We start from the raw sequence: 16,559 nt of genomic DNA on the forward strand, positions 1-16,559 counted from the left end.
ATCCAGACCTCATCCCCGGCTTCTGATTTTCAGTGCTGACTTTTTTTTATAATTTATGAAGGGTTTAGGAGGTAAAGTGGAATTTTACCACCCCGGCCTTTCGCTTGCGCCGAAGCTTCAGCGAACGAGCACGGCCACCCTATCCGGGACGACCCTCCTAAAACAGGAGGGGAGTTGGTTAGCGTTATGATTGGCAGTTACCTCTATCTGATTTCAAGTGACTATAATTTTAAACGTGCATGCTGCTCCCCTCTCAGGGGAGCTGTCCGCAGGACTGAGGGGTCACAAGAGGCGACCTACGGTCTGGACCATAGTCCCCCTATGAGTGACCATCCCAATCAGTGATGTTATGGCCAGACCTCCCCCCGGCCCTTGACTAGTGTCGTGTCAACGCTTGATTAACGGTGAGGGTTTACAAAAAACACCACTATTCCTCCATTGAGGGAGGTGTAGGAGGGTGTTTTAATAAAAAATAGTTTTTTGTAAACCCGTCAATGTAGATGTGACATTGCACTAGCCGTCCGCCTCCGCAGGAGAAGGGAGCTTCTGATTTTAAATTCTTTCCTATCCTTATGAAGGGTGTTTTGGTGAATTGGAATTTTACTACCCCCAGCCCCTAAGCCGGGCGCCCCTCCTAAAACAGGAGGGGAGTTGGTTAGCGTTATGATTGGTAGTTACCTCTATCTGATTTCAAGTGACTATAATTTTAAACGTGCATGCTGCTCCCCTGGCAAGGGGAGCTGTCCGCAGGACTGAGGGGTTAGCCGGCAAGCCATCCCAACCAGGTCACTATGCAATAAGCTCCGTAAGAATGACAGCCAAAAGCTGAAAGCTAATAGCCAATAATAAAAACCTTTTACTACCTTTGCCTCCGAAATTTTATAAGCGACTATGAGGAAGCATATTTTCCGGGTTTTGTTGGTGATGATAGTAGCGATAGGAGGAGGTGTAGAAGCATATGCACAGGACGCCCCCAACCTGCAAAACCTTGAAAGTCTGGATGTTGATCAGCTCACCGATGAGCAGATCCAAAAGTTTATAGAAAGAGTAGAAGCCAGTGGCTATTCCGAGCAACAGCTGGAAATGCTGGCCCGCGCACGGGGCATGTCTGCTTCTCAGATTGCCAAACTCAGACAAAGAATTGCTAAAGTGCGAGCTGGTGGTACGACCGGCGGTGCAGACACAGGGATTACCCGCTCCCGAACCACTCCGGATTACAACCGGCAGGCCAACGATGAGGAACGGTCCACGACTTTTGATCCCTTCGCTACGATCTTTCCGGAAGACACCCTGAAAGCGAAAGATGAGCTGCAGATCTTCGGGCTTTCCTTTTTCAAAAATAAAAACTTAACCTTCGAGCCGAGCCTGAACATCGCTACTCCGAAGAATTATGTAATAGGCGCCGGAGACCAGATCATCATCGATGTATGGGGCGCTTCAGAGCAGACCTACCAGCTCGAAGTTTCCCCGGAAGGATCTATCATTGTCCCCAGTGTGGGACCGATCTATTTAAATGGCCTGGACATGGACCGTGCGGAGGCCAGGATCAAGTCCAGACTGAAATCAATCTACAGCACGCTTGGAAGTAACACCTTTGCCCAGGTAAGCCTGGGGCAGATCCGAACGATCAGTGTCAATGTCGTAGGCGAAGTGCAAAACCCGGGAACTTATCAAATATCCTCGTTTGGGACGGCGTTTAACGCTTTGTACCTGGCAGGAGGACCCAATGAAAGCGGATCATTAAGAGATATCCAGGTGTTTAGAGGCGGGAAAAAAGCAGCTACGCTGGATGCCTATAATTTCCTGGTGTATGGCGAAGGACCAAACATTATGCTGCAGGACCAGGACATCCTCCTGGTGAAACCTTACGTGAACCGGGTGACTATCACCGGGGAGGTGAAACGACCGGCATATTATGAAACCAAAGCAGAGGAGTCACTATCCAAAGCCATTGAATTTGCAGGGGGCTTTACAGCTGCTGCCTATACCAAAAGCATTTCGGTCCGACGGAACCTGGCTAACCGAAAGACCATTGAGACGGTTAGCAAAGATCAGTTTGATGCGTTTGTGCTGGAAGGTGGCGATGAGCTGGAAGTAGGCAAGATCCAAAATCAGTTCACCGGAAGGATACGCATAGAAGGCGCCGTAAATCACCCGGGAGAGTTTGAGCTAAAGGACGGCATGCTGCTTTCTGAGGCTTTAGCAGAGGCTGCAGATGGACTAAGGGCGGATGCTTTTCTCCAGCGTGGAGTGATCATCCGGCAAAATGAGGACCTTTCCCTGGCAAACCTCGCATTCAACCCGCAGGCTGTGGTCAATGGAGCGGAGGATGTAACACTTCAGTCAGAAGACCTGGTCAAGATCCAGTCGATCTTTGATCTGCGGGAGGACTATTCCATTTCCATCCAGGGAGAAGTGCTTGCTCCGGGCGTGTATCCGTATGCGGACGGCATGACGGTAGAAAACCTGATCTACCTGGCGAATGGCTTTAAAGAAACAGCGGCCAAATCTTTCGTAGAAGTGGCAAGACGGGTGACAGAAAATGAAATCAACGGGGAGCACACGGCCAAGATCTTTAACTTCCCGATCAGCAGCGACCTGAGTTTAGCGGGAGGGGACGCCCAATTTGAATTGAAGCCGTTTGACCTGGTAGTGATCCGGAAGTCACCCTTTTATGAAAAGCAGGCCATCGTGGAGGTGGAAGGGGAGATTCAGTATCCCGGAAAGTATGTCTTAGAGGCAAAAAATGAGCGCATCTCTGATGTGTTAAGAAGAGCTGGTGGAGCTACGAAGTATGCCTACCTGAAAGGAGCAACCCTGATCAGGAGGACGGAGTACTACACGACAGGTGAGGACGAGGGCGATGAAGCTGCAAGGATCCGGAGGGAAGAGCTGAAGAGTTTATTGGAGCGTGATACATTGATCGCTAAGAATCAGAGAGCCTTTAAAACCCAGGAGTCCATCGGGATCCAGCTGGAGGAGATCCTTGCTGATCCGGGTTCGAAATACGACATGATATTAAAGGAGGGCGATGTGATCAGTATTCCCAGAGAACTACAAACCGTGCGCATACGTGGAGAAGTACTTTATCCAAGCAACGTGCGTTATGATGACTCCAATGCGTTTAGGGACTTTATTTCCCAGGCAGGAGGATTTACGGATGAAGCCAAGAAGGGGAAAGCTTATGTGGTCTATGCCAATGGATCAGCGGAACGCACCAAACACTTCTTGTGGTTTAAAGATTATCCGAAAGTGGAACCGGGAGCGGAGATCATTATACCACAAAAAGTACAAAGGCAGAGATTAAGTCCTCAATCGTTAATTTCCTTAACTTCCGGTGTGGCCACATTGTCTTTGGTTATACTAAGATTAGTGGATCAACTTTAAAGGAATTTCCCCTCGCAATGAGCGAACAATCTCAAAATACAGACAACAGAAAGATCATCCGGGAAGACAATCCCGATAGCTATCGGGACGGGAGACCTCCTCGAACTGGCAAAAGTCATCGCCATATCGGACTCAGCCAGATTCAAATCTTAATTTCTGAATTTTCGGTATCTTAGAATGAACGACAGGAACTATGGATACTGAAAACATAAAAATCGCAGACAATTTCGTTGACATGATCAAAACCTTTAGTGACGATGTTAAGTTGGACATTATTGCTAAAATCAAGGCATCACTTACAAAAACAAAGAAAAATCAAGTTGACACTTCCTGGAAAGACCTGTTCGGAGCGTTTAAGTCCGACCAAACAGCCGAAGAAATGATCAGCGAAATCAGATCAAGCCGATATACTAATCGTCAAATTGAAGGGTCAGACCTCTTATGATCGCCTCTAAAAACCATCTTTTTAATGGCCTCATCCCTTCCCTTCTCCCAGCGGAGAAGGATAAGCGGAGGTTTTTAGAGGTGTGGTATTTTATGTTTTCGGTGACATTCCTGGCGCCTTTAAGAAGTTATGAGGTTAAGTGTTATGAAGTGATATGGTTTGCAGTCCCCTCAATAACCCAATATACTCACCTTCACTGGCAATGCGAACCCTGATCAACACGTCACCCGCAACCCGTAACTACGTAGCCAGCAAACGGTAAACGGTCGGTGAAAAAACGATGATCGGTAATCAGTGGAGAACGCAACTCCGCAACTCGCAACCCTTAAATGGCAAACCCAATAACCCATTATACTCCCCCTTCACTGGCAATGCGAACCGACTCAACCCGCAACTCCACAACCTCGCAACCCACTAACCCAACAGCTTGCCCTCTGAATAAATGATATTAATAAAAACTCCGTTTTTTACCCACATCTCTTTAGTTTTGCACCCTGATAAATGGCAGCTGAAAAAAAATCTCCCGAAGTGTCGGGACAAGAAGACGAATCCCGATAGCTATCGGGAGACCTCCTCGAACTCGTACGAGTCATTTGGTCCAAACGCCACTTTATCCTGAAAGTAATGGCTATCTTTTTATCTTGCTAGCTAAGAAGATGCGAGCTATATTCATCTTCATTGAGTACTTTTACTCAAGCCAGACTTACTTGAGATGATCTCCGTTTAAAATTTTTTCTCATTGCACTTGAGTATCATGATATCAAAGATCAGGTCTTGTTTCACTAATGACAAATTGTTATATTCAAGGCACGCCAGAGATGAAATGGAAAATGAGCCCTTAGGAGAGATTTTGGAACATGAGGTCTTTGAAGCTGTCACAAATGGTAAAATTATTGAGCAGTACGATAAAGATAAACCATATCCCAGTTGTCTCGTTTATGGAAAGACACAGGATAACCGTCCATTGCATGGAGTATTTGCTTATTCCGACTCGGATGATCTTGTAATTGTAATCACTGTTTACGAGCCAAGTCCTGAAAAATGGATTGAGTTTGAAAGGAGAAAAAAATGAAATGTATTATTTGCAGTAGCGAAGATATTAGTAGAAGAAAGACTGAAGAGGAAATTAAGTCAGGCACTGATATTGTCTTATTTCCGGTAGAAGTACTCGTGTGTAATTCTTGTGGTGAAAGGTATTACGACCGAGCCACTATGACCAGGCTGGAAGATATGCGGAAAAAAGTTAGAGAGAAAAAGGTAGGTGTTTCCAAGATTGGTGATGTATATAGAACCTTAGCGTCTTAACACAACCAATAACCTCGCAACCCGCAACCTCCTCGCAACTCAATAACCAATTAACCTAATACCCAACAACCAAGCAACTCATTATACTCACCCGCCTACTCCTTCACTGGCAATGCGAACCGACTCAACCCGCAACTCCACAACCTCGCAACTCGCAACTTTTGTGAAACAGTAAGCTGTGATCAGTAATCGGTAAAACGGCAATGATGACTCATCAACCCGCAACTTCGGAACCCGCAACTCCTCAATTCACAACTCGTTTCACAGGCAACCGCAACCTTTAAACAAACGAACTTGTACAGAACCCTGCTTTTTTACCCACATCTTCTTAGCTTTGCGCTTTGATTAGCATGGAAGAACCAAAAAAATCTCCCGATGTGTCGGGACAAGAAGACGAAATAGACTTTCCCCCTCTAGAGGGGGTTAGGGGGAGGATTCGGAAAGACGAAATAGACTAGACTCATCAAAATTTTCTCCCTAGGCCTTTCCGTCGAACATTTGTAGCAAGCGGAGAGGGACGTGGAAAATCTAAAACACTATCTTTGCGCATCATAAAATACATGAGCGAACAATCTCAAAATACAGACAACCGAAAAATCATACAGGAAGACGAAATAGACCTCCTCGAACTGGCTAAAGTCATCTGGTCCAAACGCCGCTTTATCCTGAAAGTCACCGGTATTTTTGTAGCACTCGGCCTGCTGATCGCTTTTACCTCAAAAGTAGAGCATGAAGCTTCTTGCAAACTCATGCCCGAAAGCCAGGAAGGGGTGAAAGGCAATTGGGGAGAACTAAGTGGAGTGGATATTGACTTGGTTGAGGTTCCTTTTTATGTGATAACGCAGTTGATTGACATTCAACTGAAGGAAATTTTAAGCGAACTAGGCCCCAAGTTCGATCTGATATTGAAAGAAAGGAAATGTAGTCACCACTCCACATGGATTGCAAAAAGTGAGTATGAGGGAGAAGAAGTATTATATTCCGGTAATGTGCGTTATGATCAGATGAATTCTTAGTACAAGTAATTAATTTAATTGAAAAACTATTTTATTAATAAATGAAGACTGTTGCAGTAATTGGTTTAGGCTATGTAGGATTACCTCTGGCTGTTGAATTTGGAAAAAAAAGAGACGTAATTGGATTTGACATTAATGAATCAAGGATTGATGAGTTAAAAAAGGGAGTTGAAAGAACTCATGAAGTTGAAAGAGAAGAATTGCTTTCTGCAAAGTATCTGGAATTCACAACCTCTGAAGAGAAACTATCTGAGGCTCAAATTTTTATTGTTACTGTACCTACCCCTATTAATAAATCCAAGCAGCCAGATCTAAATCCGTTAATTTCTGCGTCATCAATAGTTGGTAAAATTTTGAAGCAAGGCGATATAGTAATATATGAATCAACTGTTTATCCAGGGTGTACAGAAGAGGAGTGCGTCCCGGTGTTGGAAAAAGCAAGTGGATTAAAGTACAATAAAGACTTTTTCTGTGGCTATTCACCTGAAAGAATAAATCCGGGAGATAAAGTTCATCGATTACCAAATATAAAGAAAGTTGTCTCAGGGAGCACACCTAAAGTCGCTGAAGAAGTGAATGAGCTTTATAGTACAATCATTACAGCTGGGACTTTTAAAGCCTCTAGCATCAAAGTTGCGGAAGCGGCAAAAGTCATTGAAAATTCTCAACGAGATCTAAACATTGCTTTTGTAAATGAATTGGCTTTAATATTTGATAGAATGAACATTGACACCACCGAGGTTCTGGAAGCCGCTGGGACCAAATGGAATTTCCTTCCGTTTAGGCCTGGATTAGTTGGAGGTCATTGTATTGGAGTAGATCCTTATTATTTGACTTATAAAGCTGAATCTTTAGGATATCATCCGCAGGTAATTCTATCAGGACGTAGAATAAATGATGGTATGGGGGTCTATGTTGCCAATTCAATTGTAAAGTTGATGGTACAAAAGGAACACACTATTAAAGATTCGAAAGTACTTATGCTAGGAATTACATTTAAAGAAAATTGTCCGGATATACGTAATTCTAAGGTAATTGATCTAATCAGAGAACTGGAATCATTCGGGATGGCGATTGATGTATACGACCCTTATGCAGACAAAGATGAAGTTAATAGCGAATATGGAATTTCACTCCTTAATAAATTGTCAAATAAAAAATATCAAGCAATTGTACTCGCAGTTGCTCATGAAAAGTTTATTGAGTTGGATTATGAAGCTTTAAGTGAAATTAATGCCATTATTTACGATATGAAAAGCTATTTAGACAGGACAATTATTTCAAAAAGACTTTAAGAATGCCTGGGAATGAAATTAAAATTGGAGATATATTAAAGTACATTGTTGCTCAAATACGGGCTTTGATTTACTTTATAGCAATTGCAATTGCAATTGGATTATTTGTGGCATTTGGTAGTCGGATTGAATATAATTCAACAACAATTCTTCGGCCAATGAACAATAATAATTCAGGAATCCCTTCTTCGTTACTAGGACAATTTTCTGCCATGGCGGGGATTGATTTAGCCGGTGTTACAACAGAATTCGAACCCGATTTATACAACAAGATCATAGGAAGTAGTGAGTTTCTGAAACAACTCCTTTCAGAAAAGTTTATTAGAAAATCGAATGATACTATAAGTCTGTTAACTTATAAAGAAAATCTAAATTTAACACCAGTTGAAAGGTTAAAGAAATACACTATAGGGCTACCAGGTTTATTTAAAACATTTATTAGAAAAGGGGAAGGAAAAGATGAAACTGTAGGGAAAGAAAAGTTGAACGCTGCATTAACCTATCTTTCCGCTGAAGAGGCCGAAGCAATTGAGTGGATAAAAAACAGAGTATCAGTAGTATATGATATAAAGAGTGGATTAGTCACAATCGAAGTGAAAATGCCAGATGCTGAATTAGCTGCGCATCTTGCACTTTTAATAGCTGAAAAGCTAAGAAACAAGATGGATGAGAAGAATGAGGAGAAAACTAAACATTTGATTTCATTCATTGAAAAACAAGTAAGCGACGCAAGACAGGATTTCTTCTCAAAACAGGAAGAATTGGCTATATATCAGGATAGAAACAGGAATGTTGTATCCCTGGAATCCAAGGTAGACGAAGAGAGAATTAAGGCTGAATACAATGTATCGTATAATTTATATAATTCGTTAAATCAGGAGCTTAAACAATTCAAGATCAAACAAGAGGAGAAGAAACTTTACTTCATATTTATCGAACGCCCTATAGTACCTGTGTATAAGGCCGAACCACGGAGAACATTGATTGTATTAGTTTCATTATTCTTGGCGTTTACCTTCTTTTTAATTTACATATTAATAAGACGAAAAATATGAAGAGAATCATTTCGGTTGTTGGTGCCAGGCCAAACTTTATGAAAATGGCTCCAATACATCATGCATTGGTGAGAAATGCTAACGGGGAGATAGAACATATAATTTGCCATACCGGGCAACACTATGACGGAAAAATGTCTGATGTGTTCTTTGAAGAATTAAACATTCCAAAACCTCTATACAATTTAGGCGTTGGATCCGCCTCACATGCAGTGCAAACTGCAAATATTATGATCCAGTTTGAGAAAGTTGTACTGAAAGAAAAACCGAATCTAATTCTTGTTTATGGAGATGTTAATTCAACTGTTGCGTGTAGCATTGTGGCAAAAAAACTTGGTGTCAAAATTGGTCATATCGAATCAGGATTGAGGAGTTTTGACGAAACTATGCCAGAGGAAATAAACAGGATTTTGACGGATCGGATATCTGATTATCTTTTTACAACGGAAGCTTCTGGAAATGAAAATTTGAGTAGAGAGGGGATACAATCAGACAGAGTATTTTTTGTAGGCAATACAATGATAGACACTTTGGTGGCTAGTAAAAGCAAATTGAGTCTGGACCGTTTAAAATCTTTCGGGGTTGATAAAATGGACGGTTATGTAATTATTACCATGCATCGACCTTCCAACGTAGATGATCCGAAGTACCTACTAGAATTGACCGAATTTATAGAGGAGCTTAGCCGAAAAATAAAGGTAGTATTTCCTTTACACCCCAGAACCAAAAGAAACTTAGAGGAGCACGGGTTACTTTCAAGGCTTCAGTCCACAAGGAGTATGCTACTTGACCCTCTTGGTTATTTTGATTTTTTATCATTAATCAAATACTCTCGATTTATCATCACTGATAGTGGAGGGATTCAAGAGGAGACTTCATATTTGGGTATTCCATGTCTCACAGTTCGTGAAAATACCGAACGTCCTGTCACAATTGAAGAAGGAACTAACCAACTCTTAGGAAGAGATATTGTCAGACTAAAGGTTGAAAGTGAGAAATTATTAGACTCGAACAGGATGACTGAAGAAATAGAAATTAAGTATTGGGATGGCCATGCGGCTGAAAGAATAGTGAACATCCTTAAGGAATTAGTTTAGCTTATGAATAATATAAATACAGCACTTATCACTGGAGGAGCCGGCTTTATCGGATCTCATCTGACAGATAAATTGGTTGCATTAGGATGGAAAATCAAGGTGATTGATAACCTGTCCAATGGCTCGATAGACAACCTTCGTTCTGTAATTGATCAAATCGAGTTTATCGAAGGTGATATTCGTGATAGGGAAACCTTAAAGAAAGCACTGAAAGATTCAACTCATGTGTTTCATTTAGCAGCGCTGGGGTCTGTCCCAAGGTCAATTGAGTTCCCATTAGTTTCAAACGACGTTAATGTAAGTGGAACTCTGAATTTGCTTGATTTGTCCAAAGCAATGGGTGTTAAAAAATTTATATTTTCTTCATCTTCTTCCGTCTATGGGGAAACGGAAAAAGAGTTGAAGAATGAAAATGATCCGACCAACCCTATGTCCCCTTATGCTGTCACGAAACTCGCAGCAGAGAAATATTGTGATGTTTATGCCAAAATGCTTGGATTGGATACAGTTATCTTAAGATATTTCAATGTTTTTGGTCCAAGACAGTCTCCGGACTCCCAATATGCTGCTGTAATACCGAAATTTATTAAGTCCATTATAAATGGTCAAGCTCCGACAATTTACGGTGACGGTGAGCAGTCAAGAGATTTTACTTATGTACAAAATGTCGTGCAAGCAAATATAAATGTAGCACTTTCTCAAGTTGCTCCAGGAAGCATATTTAACTGTGCTATGAATAATAGCATCAGTGTGAATGAACTAGCAAGAAGGATAAATAAGCTTGCCGGAAAAAAAATTGAACCACAATACTTACCTGAAAGGTCTGGTGATATAAGACACTCAAAAGCTGATATTTCTAAAGCTGAAAAATATATTGAATATAAGCCTGAAATCGGCTTTACAGAGGGATTGGATTTAACCATAAAATCAATAGAGAAAATCTAAACCTAGGCTAATGATCATTCTTACGGGTGATATTAAATATATTCTGACTGAAGGATTATATCTATTAAAATCCTTAGATAGAATACATATAAATGATTTGGTTAGAATTTATGTATTTGATAAAAAGGAAGACAAACGGCTTGAAAGTGTCATTAGTAGGTTAAATCTATCTCTTGAAATCGTTTATGAAGACAACATACAATTTCATTCAAGAGAATATATTCAATCAGTATCTCGCTATCATGCCATTTGTGATGTACTAAATAGCTCTAATGATGAATGGAATATTTATTTGGATTTTGACATTATAGTGCGGAGAAAATTTCATGAACTTTTCGAGTTGATTAAGGATGTGGACATATCCATTTTGTATAGAAATGATGTAATAGTTACCGGACCTGGAGGAACAAATCATTCTTCTGAGTTTAATTCGGGGGTAATTGTTTTTAAGAACAATGAACTTACAAAAAGGTATTTCCTAGACGTATTTAAGTATTGCAAAAATCATTTTCACCAAGACAGACAAGTCAAGATAAAATCTGGGTTAGTTGATACCTTTATTGAACAGGAATACTTATTCAGAGCAATGCTGGAGCATAAAGCTCTTAAGCTCTTTCCATTACCGCTTGAGTATAATGACTCGTTTCTTAGACATAATTCTACAGTTTGGCATGGAAAAGGAAAAGTCAGGAATTCATTATCTTATGTAATTGCAAAAGGATTGATAGACAAAAGATACTTTTTTGTGATTGGGGCTCGAATTAAATCGATTATACCTCTAATAAAAAGAAAGCTTGTGTTCTTAATTAAAAAATATCTTAAGAAACTGAATCAATGGAATGAGTTAAACAAAATACGTTCACTAGCTATACTCCAAGATCAATTGATTTTATTTGGATTCTCCAAGCAAATTTCTAGTCTTGTCGAAAAGAAAGTAAGCAAAATCTTCATTAGGAAATCAAATTCATACATTGAAGCGTTCAACCTTTATCCAGATCTTTTAGAGTCTTTTCAGGTAAATCTTGACCTATACTTTGAATCGATTAGTAAGGAAAACAGAAAAGAAGTAAAGATTCTAATCTTGGATAATGGTCTATTTAGAATAGTACAGAAACTTCTTGACTCAAACTTTACTTTAATTATTCCCTCATTCATTCTTCCGGTCTATACTGACCTTTTATATAGAGAGGGGACACAAGTAAAAATGTTTCTTGGCTATGTTGAAGCTTCAGTTATTGCAGAAAAATGAAATATATATATACAGATTGGATACATCACCTAAGGACACTCGAGGCAAATAAAATATTACAAGTCCTTTCTGATTTAGAATTGGATAACCCAAAAATTTTAGAAATAGGTGGGGGAGATGGGTTTATGGCAGATTTTATGACCCAACGAGGTTATAATATTATTTCAATTGATCCCGACCCTCGAGAGCCATCTGTCTACGATGTTCAAAAAATGAACGGAGAAAATCTTGTCTTTAGAGACGACACCTTTGATATAATTTTTTCTTCTAATGTATTGGAACACATAAAAAATATTGATAAAGCACTATTGGAATTTCAAAGGGTGGGTAAACCAGGAGCATATCAGGTTCATTCAATGCCAACCCCAGGCAATGTCCTCTGGACTATAATTACTCAGCCCTTGGCCTATTTCAGAAATGTTTATTGGATATTAAGAGGTAATCATCCCAACTATAATTCATTAAAGAATCGTGAACTAATTATCCGGATAAAGTATCTGATAAAAATCTTACAACCATTAAATTTAATATGGGGCCCTCCACATGGGGAAAGTAAAAGTAGATTAAGAGCTTTATATATTTGGCGAAGCAAGTATTGGATCAGAATATTTCGGAGAAATGGATTAACTACTCAAGCGGTTTTTGGCATTTCTTTTCAATATAGTATGAACAAAATTTTCCCTGGAAAATTTCTAGGCCTTAGAAAGAGACTTGGGAAAATAATATCAAGTGTCAATGTCTATTTGATTAAGAGCAGTGAATAGGAGCAGCACCTCTTTTTTAATCAGCGACAATCCTTTCAAAAGAATTTTTAAAAAAGGCAGTTGGTACATTATCTCTAATTTTCTAACAAAAGGTGTCAGCTTTTTCATATTGCCAATAGTTACGCTGAAGCTAAATCCGGATGAATATGGCTACTATCAAAACTTGTTGGCTGTAAATCAGGTACTCATTATTTTTTTCACACTTTACGTTGATTCTGCTTACACACGATTAATTTTTGATACGAACGATCATAAGGAGTTAAGGAAACTTACGAGCACAATTTTCTTCTTTTTGGTTTTGTGGGGGCTATTTGTGGCAGTAGCCTCTTTTTTCATTCTTGCTCACCTTAATGAAAGCTTTTGGCAAAGAGAGGCACTGCCAATATCGTTTATTATTCCACTAATTTTGTTATTCAATCAGTCAGGAACTATAGTAAATGGATACCTTAAATGTTTCCATAAAGCCAGAACAAATTTTCTAAGGTCTATTTTAAAGTTTGCCATCGAAATATCCTTATCCCTCTTTTTTCTTTTTGAAGGGTTACAAACCCTCTCTTTCTTCTATTCGATGGTTATAGCAACCATTCTAGCCTTTGGTTTCGACCTATTTTATCTCCTTAGAAATAAACTTCTTGGGATAGAATTTTCAAGAAAGATTTTCACTCATTCGATTCAGCTTAGCCTAGGGTTGTTACCCCTTTCGGCCACTTCTTGGATCACCAATCTATCAGATCGCTTGATCATTACCCATTACCAAGGGCTTAACCAATCAGGCTTTTATTCGCTAGGCTACAAGTTTGGGGAAATTGTGAACATCTTTACAATGGGGATTTTCATGGCCTATGGTCCTATGATGATGGAGTATTTGAAACCTCATAATGCTGAAAAATCAGCAGGTACTTTATCTGATTTTCTTAGGGTTTATACAGTAGGTATGTTATGTATCTCCCTGTTTCTAATCTTCTTCGGTGGAGAAATACTTAATCTATTGACGACTAATGATTACAAAGATGCAGTACAATACATTGCGTTGGTTTCTGTATCATTTATTTTTTTAGGTTACCGGAAGTTCTTTGCTAACTTTTTAGTTTTTGAAAAGAAAACACTTTGGATATCTTCTACAGGTATATTGACAGCAATCATTAATGTTGGGTTGAATTTCATATTTATTCCGATCTACGGTGCTATAGCAGCGGCTTGGACAACTCTAGGCTCTTTTCTTGTTTATGGATGTTTTAATTTTTTCCTGGCCCAAAAGATATATAGGTATAAGATGAATCTTCATAAAAGCTTTTATTATTGGCCTCCATTCTTGTTGATGGTTTCTACTCAATTATTCAGTCCATCAATATTTATGGAAATTGGGCTATTTTTATTTTTTATATTCATAATTGCTTTTGGGTTTAGAAAAGAAATTTCAAATTTTATTAGAAGTTAAAAAAATATAGAAAAGTTGAGAAAAAAAGGGATATCGCTGCTTCTGGCAACCCAGAATACAGAGAAAACAGTAGAATTAAGTATTCGATCGTTTGCAGAATTTGCTGATGAAATTATTGCAGTAGATAATGGCTCCACAGATAATACTAAAATGATAGTGAGGAATCTTGCCAAGGAGTACGATCATTTAAAATTCTTCGATGTGCCCGAGCTTCCTGACCTATATCATAATCGCCAGTTTGCTTTAACTAAATCATCTTATAACTGGATAATGCGTGGAGACGCAGATTTCATAGCAAATACCGATGGGCCATTTTCAATAACTAAATTAAGAGAGCTTGTGTTAGGTCAAAAAAGAGGTTTAAGACCAATCTCCTTTGGAATGCCTACAGTTAATTTGGTTTTAGATTATAAAACAACTGGTACACTAAGACTTTCCCGTGAAAACCCACGGGGACTAGGATGGTATATCCCTCCAGTGATTTCATTTTTAGGAAACAGAATCTATCAATATGTTCCAGGTATGAAGTTTACAAGATTAGGTCGTTGGGAAGGCATGAATCTTCAGAAATTTTATAAAAAAATTGACCTTGATAACGTTTATTACTTTCACTGCGAGCTAAAAGAAAAAATTGATTATTTGTTGAGATCAGAACGTACCAATTGGAGAGAAGATGGTAATTATGCAAAGTTTCCAACTCTGGAATCATACGTAAAGAGTAAGCTTGAGGCAAAATATAACACATGTAACATGGAAAAAGCTGCGGATCAATACATGATTTCCAATGTGTATCCATTTTTAATGGATTACAATGAAAAATATTTTGTTCCGTATCCCTCAATGATAAAGAAACTAATAAAATAGTTTATGATTGATAAACTCTTAGATAAAAACTATTTTTTTTTAGAGAAAACTGTTAGAAAAGATGGCAAGATAATAGATAAGCAATTGAGGTCTCCTCTTGAATTTCAGTATCATTATACAGCTTTGATTTTTTTACAATGTATTAGGGAGAGGACATTTAATTCAAAAATATTTGATCAGTTCAGCCAATTCAGTAAAATGCAGAAGAATGTCTCAAAAGAGTTTAATGATTTTTTTCTGCTCCTAAGTTCAATCAAGGTTGATGAAATCCCAGAAGGTCTCAGCCATTATATTGAGAACATTCAACCAAGAGGAAATGAGATTACATTATTAAATAACAATTTCAAGTTTCTGGAAGCTTTAAACTTGATTCTGAAAGGTAAGGTATTAAGTTCACCTCAAATTAGAGTTGATGGCATTAAATACCTTGAAGAACTAAGTCAGTTTCAATTTACTGACGGATTCTATCCTGACTCAAACATGACTAAAAGTCATGAGCTTGTAAAAAATCAGGGGATTCCTCACCTGTCATATCACGCAAAAATCTTAATGTGTCTTGCACTGGCTGATTATTTTGAAAATGATTCACGATTTTATTCTAATATAGAAACGGGATTAAATTGCTTACTAGATATTTATAATCCTGCCGGAGAGTATTTCTTTTACGGAAGAAGCAATAATGCCATATTTGGCCTTGCTTGTTTATTCCTTGTTCTCATACTGTTTAGGAAACACTATAAAAGAGATATCTACTCAGATCATTTAAGTCTTATTGAGCGCCGGGTTTCCAGTATGTTAAATAAAGAAGGTAAACTTGATCTGAACTTTAATAAAGAGGATAATCTTAGAAAAGGATATGATAGTTATATGTATGAGACAGTTTATAATGCCTATTCCAATGCCATTATGTCCTTTGGAATACATATTGATAATAGCACTAATGTAAGTGTTGAAAGAAGTTCTCTGGAATATGGTATTAAAATATATGAGAATAGTGGTTTTGTAAGATATCAATCAGAATCCTTCAAGTTAGTCTTTAATATTAAAGGACATCAGAATAGCATCAAGCATTCATCTGATCCGAGAGTAGCTCCCTTATCCATTTGTTTTGTTAGTATTTTTAATAAGGATTATCTGCCCGGTATTGGCTATTTAATTCAGCCTCTCTACCACATGGTAAGACCAAGAAATTATTACTATTTTCTTAAACATAAGATTTATAAGTTCTTGTATCGCCCTTATATCCCCGTTTTAGGTGGTTACACATTTTTCTTCAAAGAGGGCAGAAGAAATATCTATTTAAAAGAACTAAAGAACTATTCATTGAATGATGAAACTATTCATTTAACCTACCTACTTACAAATAATAATCTGATTAACCTTACTGTTACAATAAAAGAAAACCAACTGGTCTATATTTTAGATGAATTCCACTTAACTTGTTATTTTCTGATTAGAGTAAAAAAATACTGGAAAATTACTAGCAGACCAAACCAAATACGAACAGAAGATGGCCGAGCTGTCATTCAAATTAATTCCAACGATCGATTCAAAATGAAAACAATTGGATCTATTCCTTCAAGTAAAGGTCAAATCTCTTTAATTTCGCTTCTTTTTAAACGTAATAAAAGATTAAGGATTGAACTATCTTTCATTAATAAGTTGGAAAATTAAGTTAAGGACTTACGTAAGGTTGATT

14 protein-coding genes are annotated in these 16,559 nt (G+C 38.4%); all 14 read left to right on the plus strand.

Annotated elements, in window-relative coordinates:
* The first annotated feature begins 891 nt into the window (after nt 1–891).
* The 14 genes from AC3E9V_RS02260 to AC3E9V_RS02325 all read left to right on the plus strand — a co-directional run bounded on the left by AC3E9V_RS02260 (nt 892) and on the right by AC3E9V_RS02325 (nt 16,534).
* On the plus strand, nt 892–3,387 hold the full coding sequence (locus AC3E9V_RS02260; protein WP_488751561.1) for an SLBB domain-containing protein: 2,496 nt from the start codon (nt 892–894) through the stop codon (nt 3,385–3,387).
* 193 nt (nt 3,388–3,580) lie between these two features.
* Nucleotides 3,581–3,832: a hypothetical protein gene (locus AC3E9V_RS02265; RefSeq protein WP_488751562.1), complete on the plus strand. Its 252-nt coding sequence runs from the start codon at nt 3,581–3,583 to the stop codon at nt 3,830–3,832.
* 754 nt (nt 3,833–4,586) lie between these two features.
* Nucleotides 4,587–4,904 (plus strand): DUF4258 domain-containing protein, encoded by a 318-nt coding sequence (locus AC3E9V_RS02270; RefSeq protein ID WP_488751563.1) that lies wholly within the window; start codon nt 4,587–4,589, stop codon nt 4,902–4,904.
* Nucleotides 4,901–5,137, plus strand: a complete 237-nt coding sequence (locus AC3E9V_RS02275) for a YgiT-type zinc finger protein (RefSeq protein ID WP_488751564.1) — start codon at nt 4,901–4,903, stop codon at nt 5,135–5,137. The genes AC3E9V_RS02270 and AC3E9V_RS02275 overlap by 4 nt, the downstream gene beginning before the upstream one ends.
* Nucleotides 5,138–5,697: 560 nt before the next feature.
* Nucleotides 5,698–6,153 (plus strand): Wzz/FepE/Etk N-terminal domain-containing protein, encoded by a 456-nt coding sequence (locus AC3E9V_RS02280; protein ID WP_488751565.1) that lies wholly within the window; start codon nt 5,698–5,700, stop codon nt 6,151–6,153.
* Between the two features lie 41 nt (nt 6,154–6,194).
* Nucleotides 6,195–7,448, plus strand: coding sequence for a nucleotide sugar dehydrogenase (locus AC3E9V_RS02285; protein ID WP_488751566.1), 1,254 nt, complete (start codon nt 6,195–6,197; stop codon nt 7,446–7,448).
* Nucleotides 7,449–7,450: 2 nt separating this feature from the next.
* The gene (locus tag AC3E9V_RS02290; protein WP_488751567.1) at nt 7,451–8,503 is read left to right on the plus strand and encodes a Wzz/FepE/Etk N-terminal domain-containing protein; all 1,053 of its coding nucleotides are present in this window, start codon (nt 7,451–7,453) and stop codon (nt 8,501–8,503) included.
* Nucleotides 8,500–9,600, plus strand: a complete 1,101-nt coding sequence (gene wecB, locus AC3E9V_RS02295; RefSeq protein ID WP_488751568.1) for a non-hydrolyzing UDP-N-acetylglucosamine 2-epimerase — start codon at nt 8,500–8,502, stop codon at nt 9,598–9,600. The genes AC3E9V_RS02290 and wecB overlap by 4 nt, the downstream gene beginning before the upstream one ends.
* Nucleotides 9,601–9,603: 3 nt before the next feature.
* Entirely contained in the window at nt 9,604–10,545 is a 942-nt protein-coding gene (locus AC3E9V_RS02300; RefSeq protein ID WP_488751569.1) for an SDR family oxidoreductase, read from the plus strand.
* A 10-nt stretch (nt 10,546–10,555) separates the two neighbouring features.
* Nucleotides 10,556–11,794, plus strand: a complete 1,239-nt coding sequence (locus tag AC3E9V_RS02305; RefSeq protein WP_488751570.1) for a hypothetical protein — start codon at nt 10,556–10,558, stop codon at nt 11,792–11,794.
* Complete coding sequence (locus tag AC3E9V_RS02310) at nt 11,791–12,558, plus strand: class I SAM-dependent methyltransferase (protein ID WP_488751571.1); 768 nt, start codon at nt 11,791–11,793, stop codon at nt 12,556–12,558. The genes AC3E9V_RS02305 and AC3E9V_RS02310 overlap by 4 nt, the downstream gene beginning before the upstream one ends.
* The gene (locus AC3E9V_RS02315; protein ID WP_488751572.1) at nt 12,551–13,996 is read left to right on the plus strand and encodes a lipopolysaccharide biosynthesis protein; all 1,446 of its coding nucleotides are present in this window, start codon (nt 12,551–12,553) and stop codon (nt 13,994–13,996) included. The genes AC3E9V_RS02310 and AC3E9V_RS02315 overlap by 8 nt, the downstream gene beginning before the upstream one ends.
* A 15-nt stretch (nt 13,997–14,011) precedes the next feature.
* Nucleotides 14,012–14,860: a glycosyltransferase gene (locus AC3E9V_RS02320; protein WP_488751573.1), complete on the plus strand. Its 849-nt coding sequence runs from the start codon at nt 14,012–14,014 to the stop codon at nt 14,858–14,860.
* 3 nt (nt 14,861–14,863) lie between these two features.
* Nucleotides 14,864–16,534: a hypothetical protein gene (locus AC3E9V_RS02325; protein ID WP_488751574.1), complete on the plus strand. Its 1,671-nt coding sequence runs from the start codon at nt 14,864–14,866 to the stop codon at nt 16,532–16,534.
* Nucleotides 16,535–16,559 lie beyond the last annotated feature (25 nt).

It is taken from the genome of Marinoscillum sp. HNIBRBA16962, assembly GCF_057801515.1.